Source organism: Nocardioides fonticola, assembly GCF_039536805.1.
GTDB classification, from domain to species: Bacteria; Actinomycetota; Actinomycetes; order Propionibacteriales; family Nocardioidaceae; genus Nocardioides; species Nocardioides fonticola.
Window position 1 is genome coordinate 167,299 of the sequence record NZ_BAAAZH010000008.1, and the last position, 16,333, is coordinate 183,631.

Sequence of the window (16,333 nt, forward strand, 5' to 3'; positions counted from 1 at the left end):
TCAGGCCTTCTTGTCGTGGACCGTCAGGTGGGCGTGGGAGACCAGGCGCTCGGAGACCGCCCGGTGCAGGGCTCGGTCGACGGCCAGGGAGCCCAGGAGCAGCAGACCGGTGATGACCGTGGCCCAGTACGGCTGGATGCCCCGGATCGTCAGGCCGTTGGTGATCGTGGCGAGGATGAGCGAGCCCACGAGGATCCGCGGGAGGCTGCCCTCGCCGCCGCTGAGCGAGACGCCGGCCAGGGCGACCGCGGTGAGCGCGGTGAAGATGATCGAGGGGCTGGCCTGCGGGTTGGCCTCGGTCGTGACCGCGGTGGCGATGAGACCGCCGAGGGCGCCGAAGAGGCCGGAGAGCACGAAGCCGAGCACCTGGTAGACCGGGGTCGGGATGCCGGAGCGGCGCACCGCCTCGGCGTTGCCGCCCACCGCCATCAGCCGCAACCCGTCGCGCGTGCGGGTCAGGAAGATCGTGCCGACGAGGTAGACGACCGCGACGATGTAGACCGGTGCCGGCACGCCCAGGTACCGGTCGGTGCCCATGAACGTCAGCTGGGTCAGTCCGGGGAAGGTGTAGCCGCCGGCCACGACCGCGGCCAGACCCGTGAGCACCGAGAGGGTCGCGATCGTGATGATGATCGGGTTGAACCGGCCCAGGCTGATCAGCCCGTTCACCATGCCCACCAGGACGCCGCACGCCAGGCCGGCGACCAGCGAGAGCCAGGTGGCGTGGCCGTGCGTCAGGAGCCATCCGCATACGCAGGAGGCGAGTGCCGCCGTCCCGGGCAGGGAGAGGTCCAGCACGCCCGTCATGACGCCGATGCCGACGCCGGCGGCGAAGACCGCGGTGAGTGAGGCGGCGTTGGCGATGAGCAGGGCGTTGTCGATCGAGGCGAAGTAGGGCGCGCACCAGAAGGAGAAGAACACCAGGAAGAGCGCCCAGAGCAGGAAGATGCCGCGATCACGGGCGAGGACGAGCAGCGTGATCGACCACGGCATGTCCCGTCCGGGACGGAGGCGCCGGCCGGAACCCGGCTCGGCGTCGGAGGCGGAGGGCGCCGGCCCCGGACCGTCGGTCCGGGGCGCGGCGTGCGGCGACGTGGTCATCCGCTCAGCTTCCCGCCTTCACGACCTGCTGGGGAATGGTCAGCTGGACGCCGGGGGCCGACGGGTCCGCGATCATCGAGAAGAGGGTGTCGAGCACCTGGGCCATGTCGTCCTTGAACTGGAGCGCGACGACGGCGTAGATGCGACCCTCCTGGGCCGCCTTGAGGGTCTCCTCGTTGCCGCCCGCCTCGGTGATGCAGGGGAGGTCCTTGCCGGCCGCGGCGAACGCGCCGAGGGCACCGAGCGCGCCCTCGTCGTTGTTGCCGAGCACCGCGGTGATGTTCGGGTTGCCCTGCAACGCGCTGCCGACGTCGGTCTGGGCCTTCGAGCGCTCGTCGCCGGTGATGGTCGAGACGATCTTCGCGCCGGGCGCGGTGGCCGCGAGCGCCTCCTTGGCCGCCGTCTCGGTGGCCTCGTTGCCCGCACCGCCGGTGGAGTTGATGAGCATCAGCACCTCGGCCTCGCCGTCGAGCTTCTCGTTGATGCAGTTGCCGAGCTCCTCGCCGACGGCCTTGCCGAGGGCGGCGTAGTCGATGGTGTCGAAGGAGAGGCCGGGCTGGAGGCCGTCGAGGCCGTACTGGTCGGGCGTGCCGCTCAGCACCAGCGGGACCTTGCGGTCGAGTGCCTCGGCCACCACCGAGCGCAGCGCGTCGGGGGAGATCGCGATGGTGTAGGCGCCGGCGACCCGGCCGGACTCGATGACGCTCTGGAGGTCGGTCGCCTGCTTCTGCGGGTCCTGGTTGGGGTCCTGGACCAGGACGTCGAAGCCCTTGCCCTGGGAGTAGCCCTTGACGCCTTCGGCGAGGCCGGCCATCGCCGGGATCTGCAGGCCGAGGGGGGAGAAGGCGATGGTCTTCGTCGCGCCGGAGTCGGCCGAACCCGAGGGGTCGTCACCTGAGGCGGACTCGGTGGAGCCGCCGCAGGCGGCGAGCAGCGCGAGGGATCCGGCCGCGATCCCGGCCAGCACCGGCCGGCGGACGCGGAAGAGAAGGGAGGTCATGGAGGGTCTCCTGGTTTCGGGACCGCGACGGTCGGGGCCGTCGGCGGCTGGCGGATGGCCGCCCGAGCGGTGGGCGATCCGGGGATCACCGTGTGGGCTGGGTCACAGGTAACAACGGTCACTCCGAGGAGCGGAACCCCCGCTCCGCCGATGCCCGACCATCGGCGACACGAGGTTCATCCTCACGGCCGGCGATCCCTAGCGTGGCGCCATGAGGTTGGCCGTCTACCGCCTGCCGGCCGACCCGCCGTCGCGCCGCCGCTGGGGTCTGGTCCTCGGGGGACCCGTCAGCTGGTGGATTCATCCCTTCGAGGGACGCACCGAGCTGGCGACGCTGCTCGGCGCCGAGCCCGAGCGCCGCGAGGAGTTCGCCGACCGCGCCGCCGCCCGGGACGGCCTCCACCCGCGCGACGTCATCGCGCTGGCGCCCCTGCCCGCCCATCAGCCGGCGCCGGTCACGGCGCCGGGGGCCGGTGCTCCCCGCGTCCCCGGCTCGGGTGCCCCCGAAACCCCCGACGGTGGTGAGCTGCGGTGCCGGCTGCGCGTCGTCCCCGTGGTCCCCGGGACGGCGGGCGGCCCGGTCGCCGCCGGAGACGTCCGTGCCGTGGCCCTGAGCGTGGCGTGGCGCCTCGGTGCGCTGACCATCGCCCGGACGACGGCGCCCTGGGTCGTCACGGCCGAGGATCTCGACCTCCTCCCGGTCGCCAGGATCGGCGTGCGGATGCGGATCAACCACCGCCCGGTGGCCTCGCTGCCCGCCCCGCTCGTCGTCGAGGTGACGCCGCACGGCGTGCGCACCCGCGGTCCGGTGACCCCGCGCCTGCGGCCCGGTGATCTGGTCGAGATCGCCACCGAACCCTTCGGCGTCCTGCGGCAGCCGGTGCCGATGCCCTCGGCGGTCACGCTCGCCCGATGACGTGGGCGAGAGCCTGCTCGATGCCGAGCACGAGCCCGCCCGCGAGGCCGCACCGCTCCCGCAGCACCGCATGCTCGATGGTCAGGTTGCGGGTGGCGAGGGTGCGGGCCCCGCGGTAGACCGACCCGCGCACCCGGGCCAGCAGTTCGTCGCTGTACTCGGTCAGGCCGCCGGTGAGCACGATGCGACGCGGGTTCAGCAGGTTGCACACCCCGATCAGCACCTCGCCGAGGGCGTCGGCGGCCTCGCCCAGCACTGCGATCGCGGTCGGGTCGCCCGCCTCGAGGAGGGCGAAGTACTCCTCGAAGAGCGGGTCCCAGGACGCCGGGGCGTCGGCGGCCAGGCCGACCTGGCGCACCAGGGCCGGCAGCGAGGCCACCGACTCCAGGCAGCTGGTGCGCCCGCACGTGCAGGGCACGTCGTCCGCGCCCCGCACCGGCACGTGGCCGATGTCGCCCGCCCCGCCGTCGAAGCCGTGGAAGACCCGGCCGGTGGCATCGACGATGCCCGCGCCGACACCGGCGGCGAGCTTGACCGCCACCAGCGGCAGCTGGTCGTGCGGGAGGGCGGCCGACTCCCCGAGGGCGCGCAGGTTGACGTCGTTCTCGACCACGACCGGGCAGCCGAGGTGCTCGGTGAGCTCGGCCGTCAGCGGATAGGCGTCCCACCCGGGCAGGGTCGTGGGCCGCACCGCCGACCCGGTGGTGGTGTCGACGCGGGCCGGGATGCCGACGACGGCGCCGCGCAGGTGGGCGGGCCTGCTGCCGCGGCGCAGGATGTCGCGCAGGACGTCGCGCAGCCGCCGGATCATCGCCTCGGGGCCCCGGGCGACGTCGAGCCGGATCTCCTCCATCGCCACGATGCGCTGGTCGAGGCGCGCGAGCGCGATCCGGGTGCGGCTGGTGCCCACGTCGACGGCGGCGACGACGCCGGCGTCGGCGTGGAGGGTGAGCCGCTCGGCGGGTCGGCCACGACCGGGGGAGGCCACGGTGCCCGCCCGGTCGAGCACGTGGGCCGCCAGCAGGGCCTCCACGTGGCCGGCCACGGTCGAGCGCGGCCATCCCGTCGCCGTGACCAGCTCGGCCTTCGAGGCCGCCCGCCCGCTGGCGACGAGGAGGGCGAGGCGCGCGGCGCCGGTGGGCGTGAGCGGTCCGGCCGCCTCGCTGCCCGGCAGGCGGAGCGTGGGCAGCGCGACGGCGTCGAGCGGGAGACGGTCGACCGGCATCCTCGAATAATGCCGGATCCCGTTGCAATTCCGGCGTTGAATGGCGATAACCCGCCGTCCTAGCGTCGCGGCCGGTGCGACGACGCCGTCGTCGAAGCGCGAAGGAGTGATCCGGTGGAGTCCGATGCCCTCGTCGTGAGCGAGCACGCCTACGGCCCCCTCGCCGCGCACCGCCTCGATCTGCACATGCCCGACGCCTGTTCCGACGTTGGGCCCGATGGTGGGCCCGATGGTGGGCCCGAGACCCCGCGGCCGGTCGTCGTCTACGTGCACGGCGGTGGGTGGATGACCGGCGACAAGAGCTGGCTCGGCGAACAGCCCGGCCTGCGACGTCTCGCCGATCTGCTGCTCGGGCGGGGCTGGGCCATCGCCGCGATCAACTACCGGCTCAGCGGCGAGGCGCCCTTCCCGGCCGGCGCGGACGACGTCGCCGCCGCCATCGCCTGGCTCTCCGAGGCCGCCCCCGGCCTCGGCCTCGACCCCGCCCGCATCGTGCTGCTCGGCGACAGCGCCGGCGCCCACCTCTCCCTGCTCACCGCGATGCGCGACCCGCACGCCCGCGCGAACGTGCGCGGCGTCGTCAGCTACTACGGCGTGCCCGACCTGGCGGTCGCGGTGCGCGAACGCAAGCGGCGCGTGGCCGAGGGCAGCGAGATCCGCGGCTTCTACCTCGAGCACATGGCCCACCCGCCGACCCCCGAGGGGCGCTTCCTCGGCGTCGAACCCGACGCTCCCGAGGCCGCCGAGGTGGCCGAGGCGGCCAGCGCCGTCGCCGCCGCCGGAGAGGGCGCACCGCCGGTGCTGCTCCTCGCCGGTCGCTACGACGCCGTCGCCGGCACCGAGGGTGCCGAGCAGCTCGCCGCCCGCCTGCGCGCCGCCGGGGTCGACGGCCGCTGCGTGCTGGTCGAGGCCGGCCACGGCGACGACCTCTACTTCACCGACCCGGCCCTGACGCGCGAGCTCCTCGACTTCCTCGCCGCCCACGCCCCGTCCGCCTGAGCCCGGAGAGCCCCATGACGACCCACGACACCCGACGCTTCGATCTCGCCCTGCCCGGCCTCGTCGGCGAGGGCACCTCCCTGCGGGCCACGCTGTCGGCGATGGGCGATGAGACCTTCGACGTCGACCGCTACATCGGCTCCGCCCAGGGTGCGCACTTCCTCGAGCACAACGTGCTGCTCGACCACGCCGACGGCCTCGACCCCGCCGTCCTGGCCTTCTGGGCCGGGCACGGCCGCGGAATCGACAAGCGGTTGAACGACGCCGACACCGACACGCCCTGGTACTCCTACGTGCCGGTCTCCGCGCGCGAGGAGTCCGAGCGCCGCTACCCGCTGCTGCTCCAGGTCAACCGCAAGAGCGACCTCGTGGCCGAGACGTACGGGCACACCTTCGAGGCGGCGCACGACGAGGCGATCGTGGTGATCCCGCAGGCCCGCGCCGGGATGCCGGGCTTCGTGAAGGACTTCGCCAAGCCGGTCTACGGCGACGGCCCGCGCGACCTGCCGCCCACCGACGACCTGTGGCACGTGCTCCAGCGGGCGATGGAGGAGCTGCCCGTCGACCCCGCCCGGGTCTACGTCACCGGCTTCTCCTTCCCCGGGTTCCGCGCCGTCGGTCTCGCCCTGCGGCACCCCGAGACCATCGCCGCGGTGCTGCTCAACGCGCACCTCTACCCCTTCATCTGGGACCTGCCGGGGGAGGAGCTGGCCGGCCGCGCAGCAGAGGTGCACCTGCCGATCGTCAACATCACGGGGCTCTGCGACTACGGCCACCCCTACCCCGTGCACCACGAGCAGTTCGTCGAGACCAACAACGGCCACGACCACGATCGCAGCGCCCAGCAGGCCCTCGACCACGCGAACTTCTGGTTCCGGCTCAACGGGGTGCGCCCCTTCGCCCTCGACGAGGCGCTGGCGACCGTCGGGCTGCCCGACGACCGGGCGGCCGAACGCACCATCGGGGTGCCCGCCGCGCGGCCCGAGGACGCCGCCACGATCGTGCTCGACGACACCCCGCACCACGTCGTCAGCCTCCGCGCCGCCGACGGGGTGCCGCGGGTGCGCCTGGTGGCCATCGAGAACTGCCCGCACTGGCCGCACGGCACCTTCGCCCGGCTGGGCTGGGACTTCGTCAAGCACTTCTCCCGCGATCCCGCCACCGGGGCCTCGGTCTGGGACGGCGTGGAGGAGCCGCTCGCCGGCTCCTACGCGATCGCGACGCCGAGCCGGTAACCGACGCGATGGGACGGCGCCCGACCGGCGCGGCCGCCGATCCGGCCGGACCGGCTGATCCGGCTGATCCGGCTGATCCGGCCGGCCCGGGCGCCCGGCAGACGATCGGGCCGGCGCCGGGATCAGAACCCGGCGCGCTCGTGCGGCACGTAGGGGCCCTCGAGCGCGGTGATCTCCTCGGCGCTGAGCTCGAGGTCGACGGCCGCGACGGCGTCGTCGAGGTGGGCCTGCCGGGTGGCGCCCACGATCGGCGCGGTCACGCCGGGCCGGCCCAGCAGCCAGGCCAGCGCCACGGTCGCCCGGGGCACCCCGCGCTGCTCGGCGATCCGGCCGACCGCCTCGACGACGGCACGGTCGGCGTCCTCCTGACGGCCGTAGAGCGTGCTGCCGAAGGCGTCGGTCGCGGCGCGGTCGGTGGTGGTGTCCCAGGCGCGGGCGAGCCGACCGCGGGCCAGCGGGCTCCACGGCAGGATGCCGACGCCCTGGTCGAGGCAGAAGGGGTTCATCTCCTGCTCCTCCTCGCGGTAGAGCAGGTTGTAGTGGTTCTGCATCGAGACGAACGGCGTCCAGCCGTGCTCGCGGGCCAGGTAGCGCGCCTTCGCGAACTGCCAGGCGAACATCGAGGAGGCGCCGAGGTAGCGCACCTTGCCGGCGCGCACCAGGTCGTTCAACGCCTCGAGGGTCTCCTCGATCGGCGTCTCGTCGTCCCACCGGTGGATCTGGTAGAGGTCGATGTGGTCGACGCCGAGGCGGCGCAGGCTCGCCTCGCACTGCGCGATGATCGCCGTGCGCGACAGTCCGGAGCCGGCCGGGCCGGGCCCCATGCGGCCGTGCACCTTGGTGGCGATGACCACCTCGTCGCGCGGCACGAGCCGGCCGAGCACGTCGCCGAGGATCTCCTCGCTCGAGCCGTCGGAGTAGACGTTCGCGGTGTCGAAGAAGGTGATGCCGAGGTCGAGCGCGCGGCGGATGAACACCTCCGACTCCGCCGGCGGCAGGGTCCAGGGGTGGCCGCCGCGATCGGGCTCGCCGTAGCTCATGCAGCCCAGGGCCAGGCGGGAGACGACCAGGCCGGTCTCGCCGAGGCGTCGGTACTCCATCGGGTTCCTCGTTCCCTTCGATGCGCCCGCCGTGGTCGTCGGGCCGGTGGTGGTGCTCGGGTCGTTGCTCGGGTGGTTGCTCGGGGTGGACGGCGCCGGGAGTCAGTCGCGCCAGGTGTGCTGCGGGCGCCAGCCGAGCTCGGCGGCCGCCCGCGCGGTGGAGACCAGCGCCTCGTGCCCGACGAAGTCGCGCTCGCGCGGCACGTCGGCGTAGTACAGGTCGACAAGTTCCTGGGTCGGGCGCTCCATCACGGTGTCGTCGTTGAAGATCGCGTACACCCGGCTGCCGGGTCGCGGCTGCTCGAGGGCGAGCCGGACGGCGCGCGCGCCGTCGCGGGTGTCGATGTAGGACCACAGGTTCCAGCGACGCAGCATCGGGTCGTCCTGCCACTGCGGGATCTCGACGTAGTCGGTCTCGTCGAGCACGTTGGAGAAGCGCAGACCGGTCATCGACAGCTGGGGGTCGCGCCGGCAGAACTGGGCGGCGGCGGTCTCGGCGAGCAGCTTCTCCAGGGCGTAGTCGGCGTTGGGCCGCGGTTCGCAGGTCTCCTCCAGCGGCAGCCGCTCGGGGGCGTCGTCGAAGGGATAGCCGAAGAGCGTCTCGCTGGAGGCCCACACGACGTTGCGCACGCGGGCCAGCCGTGCTGCGGAGAACACGTGGTAGGTGCTGAGGATGTTGTTGCCGAACGTGGCGGCGTTGCCAGCCTGCGCCGGGCCGGGGATCGCACCGAGGTGCACCACCGCGTCGACGCCCGTGTGGGCCTGGTCGATGCCGGTGAAGGCCTCGACGACCTGGCCGAAGTCGGTGAGGTCGATGCGCAGGAACCGGGCGCCGCGGTCGGGAGAGGGCCGCTGGTCGACGTTCATCACGGTCCAGCCGTGCTCGAGGAGCTCCCGGACGACGGCGCGGCCGAGCTTGCCGCTCCCTCCGGTGACGGCGACGACGGGCATGGGTGCTCCTCCGCAGATCGGGACTATCTCGTAATACCGTATGACGATAGCGTAGGCCCATGCCCGAGGGAACCCCTGTCATGACCGCCGCCAGCGCCGCGACCCTGCCGCCGTCCGTGACCGACCTGCGTCGCCGGCTGCCGGCCGACTTCGCGTTCGGCACCGCCACCGCCGCCTACCAGATCGAGGGGGCGGTCGCCGCGGACGGTCGCTCGCCCTCGATCTGGGACGCCTACTGCGAGCGCCCGGGAGCCATCCTCGGCGGCGACACCGGCGAGACCACCTGCGACCACTACCACCGCTATGCCGCCGACGCCGACCTGCTCGGCTGGCTCGGCGCCCGGTTCTACCGCTTCTCCATCTCCTGGCCGCGGGTGCTGCCGGAGGGGAGCGGACGCATCGAGCAGCGCGGTCTGGACTTCTACCGGCGCCTGCTCGACGCCCTCGACCGCAACGGCGTCGAGCCGTGGGTGACGCTCTACCACTGGGATCTCCCGCAGGTGCTCCAAGAGCGCGACGGCGGCTGGGCGGCCCGCTCGACCGCCGAGGCGTTCGCGGAGTTCGCCCTCGTCGTCCACGACGCCCTGGGCGACCGCATCGCCCACTGGACGACGCTCAACGAGCCGTTCTGCTCGGCGTTCTACGGCTACGCCGCCGGCACCCAGGCCCCGGGGGTGGTCGACGGGCCGAGCGCCATCGCCGCCGGCCACCACCTCATGCTCGGCCACGGCCTGGCCCTCCGGGCGATGCGCGAGCGTCGTCCCGACCACCGCTTCGGGGTCACCCTCAACCTCTCCCCGGTCGAGGCGGCCACCGCAGCCGCGGCCGACCAGGACGCCGCCCGCCGCATCGATGCGCGGCGCAACCGGTTCTTCCTCGACCCGATCCTGCGCGGCAGCTACCCGGCCGACATGGTCGCCGAGCTCCCGCAGGTCGACTGGGAGCACCTCGTGCGCCCCGGCGACCTGGCCACCATCGCCCAGCCCCTCGACCTGCTCGGCGTCAACTACTACCGGCGGTTCGTGGCCCGCGCCGCCGATCCGTCGGGGGCGTCGGCGGCCTCGGCGAGCCCGGCGGCCGACACCCTGGTCGACGCCGAGGCGCCCGCCGCGGCCGAGCCCACGCCGCACGTCGGATGCGAGGACGTCGAGTTCGTCGCGACCGGCCGCCCGCGCACCCAGATGGGCTGGGAGATCGATCCCGAGGGGCTCACCGAGCTGCTGCTGCGCCTGCACCGCGACTACCCGGTGCCGCCGCTCTACCTCACCGAGAACGGCATGGCCCACGCCGACGAGGTCGGCGCCGACGGGCGGGTCGCCGACCCCGAGCGCATCGCGTACCTGCGCACCCACCTCGAGGCCTGCGCCGACGCGATCGACCGGGGCGTCGACCTGCGCGGGTACTTCGCCTGGTCGTTCCTCGACAACTTCGAGTGGTCACTGGGCCTGGAGCGCCGCTTCGGGCTGGTGCACGTCGACTACGAGACCCAGCAGCGCACCCCGAAGGACAGCGCCTACTGGTACCGCGACCTCGTCGCCGCCGAGACCCCGCGGCTGCGCGGGACGGCGAACCGCACCGAGGTGCTCGGCGCCGAGCACGTGCGGCGCTCGACGGCCGGCGTCGACCCGCTCGCGGCACCGCTCCAGGACCTCGTCACCACCGCCTGCTGGGGCACGGTGTGGGAGCGTCCGGAGCTGCCGCGGCCCACCCGCTCGCTGGTGACCGTCTCCCTGCTCGCCGCCCTCGGCCACCACGACGAGCTGGCCGTGCACGTGCGCGGCGCCCTGCGCAACGGCTGCACGCCCGAGCAGATCGCCGAGGCGGTCACCCACACCGCCGTCTACGCCGGTGCCCCGGCTGCGCTCGCCGCGATGCGGGTCGTCGTGGCCACCGTGCGGGAGGCGTCGCCGCAGGACGGGCCGTGAGCCCGGGTGCATCCGGGGCTCCGGAGCCCCCGCGGTTGGCCGTCATCGGCCTGGGCGCCCTCGGCGCCCCCGTGGCGGGCCGCCTCGTGGCGACGGGGGAGCACCGGGTGGTCGGGTACGACCTCGACCCCGCACGGGCCGACGCCGTGCCGGGGCTGACCCGGGCTGCGAGCCCCACCGCCGCCGCGCGCGGCGCCTGCATCGTCCTGACCTGCCTGCCCACCAGTGCCGACGTCGCCGCCGTCGTGGACGACGTGCTGCCCGTGCTCGAGCCCGGAGCGCTGCTGCTCGACCTGACCTCGGGGGAGGCCGCCGCGACCCGCGCGCTCGGAGCCCGGCTCGCCGCCCGCGGCGTGCGCCTGGTCGACGCCGCCGTCACCGGCGGGGTCGCGCGGGCCGCGACCGGCGATCTCGCCGTCCTGCTCGGCGGCGCACCCGACGACGTCGCCGAGGCGATCCGGGTGCTTGCGCCCGTGGGGTCGACCTTCCTGCACGGCGGGCCGCTCGGCGCCGGGCAGATGCTGAAGTCGCTCAACAACCTGGTCTCCGCGACCGGCCTGGCCATCGCCGGCGAGGCGTTGCGCATCGGCGCCGCCCACGGGCTGGCGCCCGAGCTCGTGGTGCAGGTGCTCAACGCCGGCAGCGGGCGCAATCACGCCACCGAGACCAAGCTGGTGCCGCACGTGCTCACCGGCGCCCATGCCTCGGGCTTCGGACTCGACCTGATGGTCAAGGACCTCGGCCTGGCGCTCGCGCTGGCCGAGGACGGCCGGGTCGAGACGCCGCTGGCGCGTGCCGTGCTCGACCGGTGGCGGTCGGTCGGCGCCGCGCTCGGCCCGGGCCGCGACCACACCGAGATCGCCCGCATCCATCCCCGACCCGAGGACGCCCCGTGACCGATCCGACCCTCGCCGCGCCCGACTGGCAGGTGCACGCCGTCCGCTACGCCACCTACCCCACGACCCGCAGCGCCGAGCTGCTCCGGTTCGCCGAGTACGGCGAACCCGACGGCCCGATGATCTGCGACTTCTACCTGTGGGTCGTGCGCAGCGCCGAGCAGGTGATCCTCTTCGACACCGGCTACACCCGCGCCGCCGGCGACCGGCTGGGGGTGGCCTGGCTCAGCGGCGTCCCCGAGGCACTCGCCGATCTCGATCTCGGTCCCGACGACGTCACGACCGTCGTCCACTCCCACCTGCACTCCGACCACGTCGGCAACCACGAGCTGCTGTCCGGAGCGCAGGTGCGGATGCGCCGAGAGGAATGGGAGTTCTGGACCTCGCCGATGGCCGAGCGCGCTCTCTTCCGCCGATTCACCGACGCCGATCAGATGGCCGCCCTCGAGCGGGTGCGGCGCGAGGGCCGCCTCGTGCTCGACGAGGAGGAGGTCGAGGTCGCACCCGGCGTGCGCACGGTCGCGCTGCCCGGCCACACCCCCGGCAGCCAGGGGCTCCTGATCGAGTCCGGCGGTCGGCGGGTGCTGCTGGCCTCCGACGCCGCCCACTACTACGAGGAGCTCGACGACGACCGGCCCTTCTTCATCGTCGACGACCTGCCCCGCATGTACGCCAGCTTCGATCGGCTGCGGACCGCACGCGAGGACGGCGTCCGTGTCGTCGCCGGGCACGATCCCGCCGACCTGGAGGCCTTCGAGCGCACGCGGCTGCGGCACGGCGCGGATCTGCTGCGGATCCTCTGACGCCTCCGGCCTCCCGCGGCGCAAGGGCGACGGAGAGGGCGGAGGAGAGGGCGGAGGAGAGGGCGGAGGAGAGGGCGGCGTCTAGGCCGAGGCCTCGAGCGCGGCGAGGGCGAGGACGCCCGCGTTGCGCACGTGGGCCTCGCACGCCTGCCGGGCCGCCTCGGGGTCGGCCGCGACCGCGGCCGCCTGCACGATGTCGCGCAGCTCCTGCAGCGACACCGCGGCGCGGCCCTCGGTGCGCAGCGAGAGCCCGCGCAGCACCTGCACGCGGGCCTTGATGCCGCGCACCGTGGCGGTGATGGCCCGGTTGCCCGAGCCGGCGAAGAGCGTCTCGTAGAAGCGGTCCTTGGCGGCCAGCTCGAGGGTGATGTCGCCGGTGGCGAAGGCCGCCTCGACCTCGGCCAGGGCCGCCTCCAGCGCCTGCCGCTCGTCGTCCCCGGCCCGCTCGGCGAACAGTGCCCCGGCCGTGCCCTCCAACGCCGCTCGCAGCTCGTAGAGGTCGCGGGCGTCCTCGGGGGTCAGGACGGCGACCACCGGGCCGCGATGGGCGACCATGCTGACCAGCCCCTCGGTCTCCAACTGCCGCAGCGCCTCGCGCACGACGGTGCGGGAGACCGCGAACCGTTCGCACAGGGCGTTCTCGTAGAGCCGTTCGCCGGGTGCGAACTCCGCGGCGACGATGGCGGCGCGCAGACCCTCGACGACCTCCTGGCGCAGGGGAGCGGCGATACGACGCGGGGAACCTCCGGCCTGCGTCATGGGCGTCTCCTCCGCGCGCCGATCACATGCCGTCGGGCTCGGGGCTGTCGAAGTAGGGGAACTTCTCCATGAACGACGACAGGGCCGCGCCGCTGACGCCCGAGCAGTACTGGAAGGCGCCCTTCTGCTTGGTCGTGTCGGTCTGGCCGACGCCGCCGGCGGTCCAGTGGGTGAAGGCGACGTGCGCGCCGTCGGGGAAGGTCTTGCCGTCCTCGTCGGTGGAGAGCCAGGGCACGGCCTTGAACTTCGTGCGGAAGTTCGAGGTGCCGGCGAGCTTGTCGGCGATCGCGCGCAGGTAGCTCATCTGCTTGCTGGAGTCGGCGATCGTCTTGTCGTACCAGAGGATCGTGTAGCCGTGCTCGAGATTGTGCACGAGCGCCTCGAGCGCCGGGCGGTCGTCCTCGGTGTAGAGCTTGCGCTGCATCGGGTCGGGGGCGACGCCGGCGACGTTCCAGTGGGCGCCGAAGGCCGGCGGAGCGGTCGTGTAGTCGACCGGGGTGCCCTCGGGCACGTGCTGCTGGTTGCCGTCGGCCTTCTTCTCCTCGACCGGCTGGCAGACCGAGGCGGCCTGGCCGATGCCGCTCAGCGCGACGTCGGCGTACTGGCGGTCGTCGTACCAGTTCTTCACCGGCTGGTAGGCGGCCGCGCCGACGATGAGCAGGGCGATGACGAGGCAGACACCGATGATCGCGAAGCCCCGGCGACGGTCGGCACCGCGCTGCTGCTTGCGGATCTGGTCCAGGACCTGCTGGCGGTCGGACTTGGCGCTCTTCTTGGCCACGGTGGGACTACCTCGGAGCTCTCTTCGGCGGACGGACGCGCAGAGTCTACGGAGAGGCCGGGTGCAGACGCAGAATCCCCGGGGGATCGTCACCATCTCGTGTCACACGCCAGCGGTGGGCGAACGCCACCGCCTCCAGCACCTCGCGGGGCCCGCGGACGGCGAGGCGGCCCTCCTCCGGCGCCCCCGGAACCGTGCCGGGAGCCGTGCCGGGAGCCGTGCCCGGGGACGCCAGGACCTCCACACCGTGATGGGCGAGACGCGCGAGGCCCTCGGCGATCTCCTCGGGCGTCGCGACCGCACCGAAGCCCCGATCGTCGCCCGCGCGACCCTCGAGGGCGCGCAGCACGGCCTCGCGGGCGCCGTACCCGAACAGGTCGCCGGCCTCGGGGCGCACGAGGGCTGCCGCGCCGGGCCCGTGGTCGTCGGCGGGCAGCACCAGGTCGGCGCGCCCGCGCAGCACCGCGACCGGTCGCGCGCCGAGCTTGTGCTGGGCGAGCTCGGCGGCGCCGGCGATCTCGTCGGCCACGGCCGGGAGGGTGACCGCGAGCTCGTTGCCGTAGGCGTCGACGCGTCCCCCGTACGGCTCGGCGACCCGGACGCCGGCCGCGCCGACCGCGATGTCGGTCTGCCCCTCGCGCCAGGCCCGGCCCGCGGTGTCGGTGACGATCACGCCGACGACGCGGCCGGTGCGGGTCAGCACGGCCTCCCGCAGCCGGCGGGCCGAGGCGTCGGGGTCGAGCGGCAGCAGCACGATGCGTCCGGCCTCGACGTTGGAGGCGTCGATGCCGGCGGCCGCCATCGTGAGTCCCAGGCGCGTGCGCACGATGCTCGTCGGGCCGCGGCGGGCGACGAGCCGGTCGGTCTCCTCGGCCAGGGCGCTGTCGCGATCGCCGTCGCGCACGCGGCCCTCGGCCTTGCTGACGATCTTGCTGGTGACGATCAGGATGTCGCCGTCGCGCAGGTCGAGCAGGGGCAGCAGCAGCGCCGCGAGGTCGTCGCCCGGCCGGATCTCCGGGACGCCGTCGGGGGCGACGATGCCGATCGCGCTGCCCTCGCCCATCAGCCCACCAGGGCCAGGCCGGCCGCGATCATCGCCGCGGTGGCGGCAGGGTCGTGCATGAGCAGCGGGACGGCGTCGGCGCGCAGCCCGGCCGCACGCAGGGCGGGCAGCGCGGCGGCGTCGCGTTCGTCGACGAGCCAGGCGTCGAGGACGCCGCCGGCGCTGCGTGCGCCGTAGTGCAGGCCGACGGCCTCGGCGGACACGGCGACCCCGATCGCCGCGAGCATCTGGGCGGCCATGCCGCGCACGTGGTCGCCCCCGACGATGGGGGACAGGCCGATCACCGGGGCCGGCGTGCCCGCGACGGCCTCGCGGATGCCGGGCACGCCCAGGATCGTGCCGACCGAGACGACCGGGTTCGACGGCGGCACGAGCACGAGGTCGGCCGAGCCGATCGCCTCCAGCACGCCCGGGCCGGGCGTGGCGGCGTCCTGGCCGACCACGACGACGGTCTCGGCCGGCACCGAGGCCCGCAGCCGCACCCAGTACTCCTGGAAGTGCACGACGCGCTTGCCGCTGGGGGAGTCGGGGTCGGCGATCGCGACGTGGGTCTCGACCCGGTCGTCGGTCATCGGCAGCAGGCGCACCCCCGGCTGCCAACGGCGGCACAGCGCCTCGGTGACCGCCGAGAGCGGGTAGCCGGCGTCGAGCATCTGGGTGCGCACGAGGTGGGTGGCGACGTCGCGGTCGCCGAGGCCGAACCAGGTGGGCTCGACGCCGTAGGCGGCCAGCTCGGTGCGCACGCTCCACGTCTCCTCGCGCCGTCCCCAGCCGCGTTCGAGGTCGATGCCGTCGCCGAGGGTGTACATGACGGTGTCGAGGTCGGGGCAGACCTTGAGTCCGTGCACCCAGATGTCGTCGGCGGTGTTGGCCACCACGGTGACCTCGGCGTCGGCCGGGACGCCGGGCAGCGAGCCGGCCGCGATGCCGTGGAGGAGGCCCTGGAGGAACCGGGCCCCGCCCATGCCGCCGGACAGGACGGTGATCGCGCGCATGGTTCGTACTCTGCACCACCGGCGGCACCGCTCCGGCAGGCGGTCCGGCCCCATGACGTCCAGGTGACGGCCCGATGACGGCCGCGTCAGGCGGGCCGGTGCCGTCGGGACGAAGGGGACGTATATCAGAACCGGGCTTGACTTCGGCGGTACGACAGGCATGTAATTCCCGCAGTGTTCTTCGGACGAACACGAGGGTCGAAAGGGGCGCATCGTGAGAGAGCTGTTTCTCCTCGAATCGAGCGCCGACGAAGCGGGTTGGCGAGACCGCGCACTGTGCGCTCAGACCGACCCGGAGGCGTTCTTCCCCGAGAAGGGCGGCTCCACGAGGGAGGCCAAGAAGGTCTGCCTCACCTGCGAGGTCAGGACCGAGTGCCTGGAATCGGCACTCATGAACGACGAGCGGTTCGGCATCTGGGGCGGTCTCTCCGAACGGGAGCGTCGCAAGTTGAAGAAGCGCGCGGTCTGACCGAAGCGTCGTCGGCGCAGCATTCGGCGGAACATCAGTGGAGGACCCGTGGCCCGCGAGGGCAGCGGGTCCTCCGCCGTTCCGGGCCCGGCTCGGGGCCCGGCTCCGCGCTTTC

16 protein-coding genes are annotated in these 16,333 nt (G+C 73.8%); 7 read left to right on the forward strand and 9 right to left on the reverse strand.

Annotated elements, in window-relative coordinates; all coding sequences use genetic code 11:
* Both ABD671_RS05040 and ABD671_RS05045 read right to left on the reverse strand, forming a co-directional pair.
* A complete protein-coding gene (locus ABD671_RS05040) occupies positions 1-993 on the reverse strand; it encodes an ABC transporter permease (RefSeq protein WP_344732152.1) in 993 nt (330 codons plus the stop codon).
* 112 nt (positions 994-1,105) lie between these two features.
* Positions 1,106-2,101, reverse strand: a complete 996-nt coding sequence (locus tag ABD671_RS05045) for a sugar ABC transporter substrate-binding protein (RefSeq protein WP_344732154.1) — start codon at positions 2,099-2,101, stop codon at positions 1,106-1,108.
* Positions 2,102-2,312: 211 nt separating this feature from the next.
* Here ABD671_RS05045 and ABD671_RS05050 point away from each other — a divergent pair, with 211 nt between their 5' ends.
* Positions 2,313-3,017: a hypothetical protein gene (locus ABD671_RS05050; RefSeq protein WP_344732155.1), complete on the forward strand. Its 705-nt coding sequence runs from the start codon at positions 2,313-2,315 to the stop codon at positions 3,015-3,017.
* Here the strand turns inward: ABD671_RS05050 and ABD671_RS05055 are convergent.
* A complete protein-coding gene (locus ABD671_RS05055; RefSeq protein ID WP_344732156.1) occupies positions 3,001-4,242 on the reverse strand; it encodes an ROK family protein in 1,242 nt (413 codons plus the stop codon). The genes ABD671_RS05050 and ABD671_RS05055 overlap by 17 nt on opposite strands.
* Positions 4,243-4,356: 114 nt before the next feature.
* Here ABD671_RS05055 and ABD671_RS05060 point away from each other — a divergent pair, with 114 nt between their 5' ends.
* Together ABD671_RS05060 and ABD671_RS05065 are read left to right on the forward strand one after the other, a co-directional pair.
* Positions 4,357-5,241 carry an alpha/beta hydrolase gene (locus ABD671_RS05060; RefSeq protein WP_344732158.1) on the forward strand — a complete coding sequence of 295 codons (885 nt, stop codon included), beginning with the start codon at positions 4,357-4,359 and terminating at the stop codon, positions 5,239-5,241.
* Between the two features lie 14 nt (positions 5,242-5,255).
* Positions 5,256-6,476, forward strand: coding sequence for an alpha/beta hydrolase (locus ABD671_RS05065; RefSeq protein WP_344732159.1), 1,221 nt, complete (start codon positions 5,256-5,258; stop codon positions 6,474-6,476).
* A 122-nt stretch (positions 6,477-6,598) separates the two neighbouring features.
* On the opposite strand, the gene ABD671_RS05070 is transcribed toward ABD671_RS05065, so the two are convergent.
* Together ABD671_RS05070 and ABD671_RS05075 are read right to left on the reverse strand one after the other, a co-directional pair.
* Positions 6,599-7,576 carry an aldo/keto reductase gene (locus tag ABD671_RS05070; protein WP_344732160.1) on the reverse strand — a complete coding sequence of 326 codons (978 nt, stop codon included), beginning with the start codon at positions 7,574-7,576 and terminating at the stop codon, positions 6,599-6,601.
* A 102-nt stretch (positions 7,577-7,678) separates the two neighbouring features.
* Entirely contained in the window at positions 7,679-8,527 is an 849-nt protein-coding gene (locus tag ABD671_RS05075) for an NAD-dependent epimerase/dehydratase family protein (RefSeq protein ID WP_344732161.1), read from the reverse strand.
* A gap of 59 nt (positions 8,528-8,586) precedes the next feature.
* Here ABD671_RS05075 and ABD671_RS05080 point away from each other — a divergent pair, with 59 nt between their 5' ends.
* The 3 genes from ABD671_RS05080 to ABD671_RS05090 are packed head-to-tail and all read left to right on the forward strand — an operon-like array spanning position 8,587 to position 12,151.
* A complete protein-coding gene (locus ABD671_RS05080) occupies positions 8,587-10,452 on the forward strand; it encodes a family 1 glycosylhydrolase (RefSeq protein WP_344732162.1) in 1,866 nt (621 codons plus the stop codon).
* Positions 10,449-11,348, forward strand: coding sequence for an NAD(P)-dependent oxidoreductase (locus ABD671_RS05085; protein ID WP_344732163.1), 900 nt, complete (start codon positions 10,449-10,451; stop codon positions 11,346-11,348). The genes ABD671_RS05080 and ABD671_RS05085 overlap by 4 nt, the downstream gene beginning before the upstream one ends.
* Complete coding sequence (locus ABD671_RS05090) at positions 11,345-12,151, forward strand: N-acyl homoserine lactonase family protein (RefSeq protein WP_344732164.1); 807 nt, start codon at positions 11,345-11,347, stop codon at positions 12,149-12,151. The genes ABD671_RS05085 and ABD671_RS05090 overlap by 4 nt, the downstream gene beginning before the upstream one ends.
* Positions 12,152-12,232: 81 nt before the next feature.
* On the opposite strand, the gene ABD671_RS05095 is transcribed toward ABD671_RS05090, so the two are convergent.
* The 4 genes from ABD671_RS05095 to cofD are packed head-to-tail and all read right to left on the reverse strand — an operon-like array spanning position 12,233 to position 15,749.
* Entirely contained in the window at positions 12,233-12,910 is a 678-nt protein-coding gene (locus ABD671_RS05095) for a GntR family transcriptional regulator (protein WP_344732165.1), read from the reverse strand.
* A 22-nt stretch (positions 12,911-12,932) separates the two neighbouring features.
* Entirely contained in the window at positions 12,933-13,691 is a 759-nt protein-coding gene (locus tag ABD671_RS05100) for a DUF3105 domain-containing protein (protein ID WP_344732167.1), read from the reverse strand.
* A 46-nt stretch (positions 13,692-13,737) separates the two neighbouring features.
* Positions 13,738-14,754: a coenzyme F420-0:L-glutamate ligase gene (gene cofE / locus ABD671_RS05105; RefSeq protein WP_344732168.1), complete on the reverse strand. Its 1,017-nt coding sequence runs from the start codon at positions 14,752-14,754 to the stop codon at positions 13,738-13,740.
* Positions 14,754-15,749 (reverse strand): 2-phospho-L-lactate transferase, encoded by a 996-nt coding sequence (gene cofD / locus ABD671_RS05110; RefSeq protein WP_344732169.1) that lies wholly within the window; start codon positions 15,747-15,749, stop codon positions 14,754-14,756. Before cofD ends, cofE begins: the two co-directional genes overlap by 1 nt.
* A gap of 214 nt (positions 15,750-15,963) precedes the next feature.
* On the opposite strand from cofD, the gene ABD671_RS05115 reads away from it, so the two are divergent.
* Entirely contained in the window at positions 15,964-16,218 is a 255-nt protein-coding gene (locus tag ABD671_RS05115) for a WhiB family transcriptional regulator (protein ID WP_344732170.1), read from the forward strand.
* The last annotated feature ends 115 nt before the right edge of the window (positions 16,219-16,333 follow it).